This is a genomic window from Scopulibacillus daqui, from assembly GCF_016908855.1.
GTDB lineage: Bacteria > Bacillota > Bacilli > Bacillales > Sporolactobacillaceae > Scopulibacillus_A > Scopulibacillus_A daqui.
Genome location: NZ_JAFBER010000050.1, coordinates 1 through 1,773 on the forward strand (window position 1 = coordinate 1; position 1,773 = coordinate 1,773).

The 1,773-nt window shown below is 33.3% G+C and carries 1 protein-coding gene and 1 pseudogene; both read right to left on the reverse strand.

The genetic code is table 11. From position 1 onward, the window contains the following. Positions 1-492: 492 nt before the first annotated feature. On the reverse strand, positions 493-1,095 hold the full coding sequence (locus tag JOD45_RS16360) for an immunity protein Imm33 domain-containing protein (protein ID WP_205004930.1): 603 nt from the start codon (positions 1,093-1,095) through the stop codon (positions 493-495). Beyond that, positions 1,096-1,773: pseudogene (locus JOD45_RS16365) on the reverse strand (hypothetical protein); the annotation flags it as partial. It lies immediately after the preceding gene.

Consider the following 1,773-nt stretch of genomic DNA (forward strand, 5'->3'; position numbering starts at 1 on the left):
ATTCAAAATTATCTTCGCTGGAGAAACAAAAATAAACGTCTTGAAAAAATATTACGTGAGCAAAACAAGATCAAAGTTGCTTGAAGGGGCACTAGATAGTTAAGATTAACTGGTTTTCCTGGTGCATTATTAAAAAACTATCGCCACGCCACCCCTTTAAATGCTCTTTAGAGGTTACTGGATAAATTTGTTCTCCACTATTTACTATATGAGGATAATTCATTGCACTATAAGTATGGTATCCTATGATAGTTTTTCTCTTATATTTTGTTTTTTACCTTTTAATATTTCTTCTTTTGAGAAATCTCTCATCCTATTGATATCTTTTGTATTCATCTTTTGTAGTTGTTCGATTTGCTATTTTTTCTTATTTCCCAATAAAAACATAGAAAAATCCCTCTATAGAAGACAGATTAGTTTGATTTCTCTTTTCTATCTACTATAAAGGGATCATATCACATAACCCTCAGTATCTTTTTACATAATTTATCTTTAACCAAATTCTAAACTTTCATCATTCTCATCTAATACTGCTTTTATTTTATCATTCCTAAAAACAACCATATAATTATACGGTAAGCCTAAAACTTGAATAAGTGATGGTCTAATTTTTAATAGTTGGTAAGCGTAAAAGGCTTCTAATTCATCAGTATCATCAGCATCATTAACAGGACCAATATACCAACCGGAATCCCCTTTCTCAACATCACTCGTTCTTTGTAAATAAATGTTTTCTTGCTGTAATACATTTTTAGCAGCAATAACTTTATCGCTAAATTTTGTTGTTTCACCTTCAATATTTAACTTTCTTAAAAAATGTGACTGCTCTAATTGTACCCATAATGCAAGCGTTAAGTCCTGTGTAATATCCTTAAATGGATTTTTAGAGTAATCAGGAGATTGAAGTATATATTCATCATTTTTCTTGATAAGATAAAAAATAGACCATCCAATTTGTATTGAGAAATCATCGGTTAATTTTTCTTCATCGATATTTTCTAAAATTAAAAATAAACTTTCAATTTGAGGTCTTAGCTCTTTTTCAGCATTTACCACTATAAGCTTGCCGTTTATTTCCTTTTCAAACCTTTTCAATTACTTCAACCTCTCTTCTATAGCTTTTCTCAAAGCTTTTCTAGCTTGTTCTTCTAATTTTAACATATGCTGTCTTATATTTTCTGGAACTTCCCCATACTTAGAATGGCCAACCCAATCTGACCAACTATGAGCTCCTTTAGAGGCATTCGTAGATTTTCCAAGCCCAACAAAATTATCTTCTAAATTCAGAACTTCAATTTGTTTTTCCTTAGATAATTGGCTAAATCCATCCATCTCGGTTATTTCCTTCATAGACACAATATGATCCGCTTCAAACTTCTTAACTTCATATCCATAAACTGGATCGAATTTTGGACCTTCTGGGTTTACTTTTTTTCTTATTTTGGGACTAGGTGTTTTCTTTCTTAGGGCTTTATAGTGTTCTTTCGAAATACTTTTACCAGCACCACTAGATCCCCTAATAGAATTACTCGCTTCCTCAGTAAGCCTACGACCAGTAGCACTCCCGCCGCCTTCTCTACCAACAGCCTTCATCATCGTATCTTTAGCACTCTTGACTACATCACTGACAGTCGTTTCCACTTTCCCTATTCCCGCGAATTCCGGTTGTAAAACCTGGGGGAGACGGATGTCGCCTGCTTTTTTGACAATCTTGTTTGTCAGGCTGAGAGATTGGTTTTTGACTGCTTGATAGCTGTTACGAAAGGCGTTTTT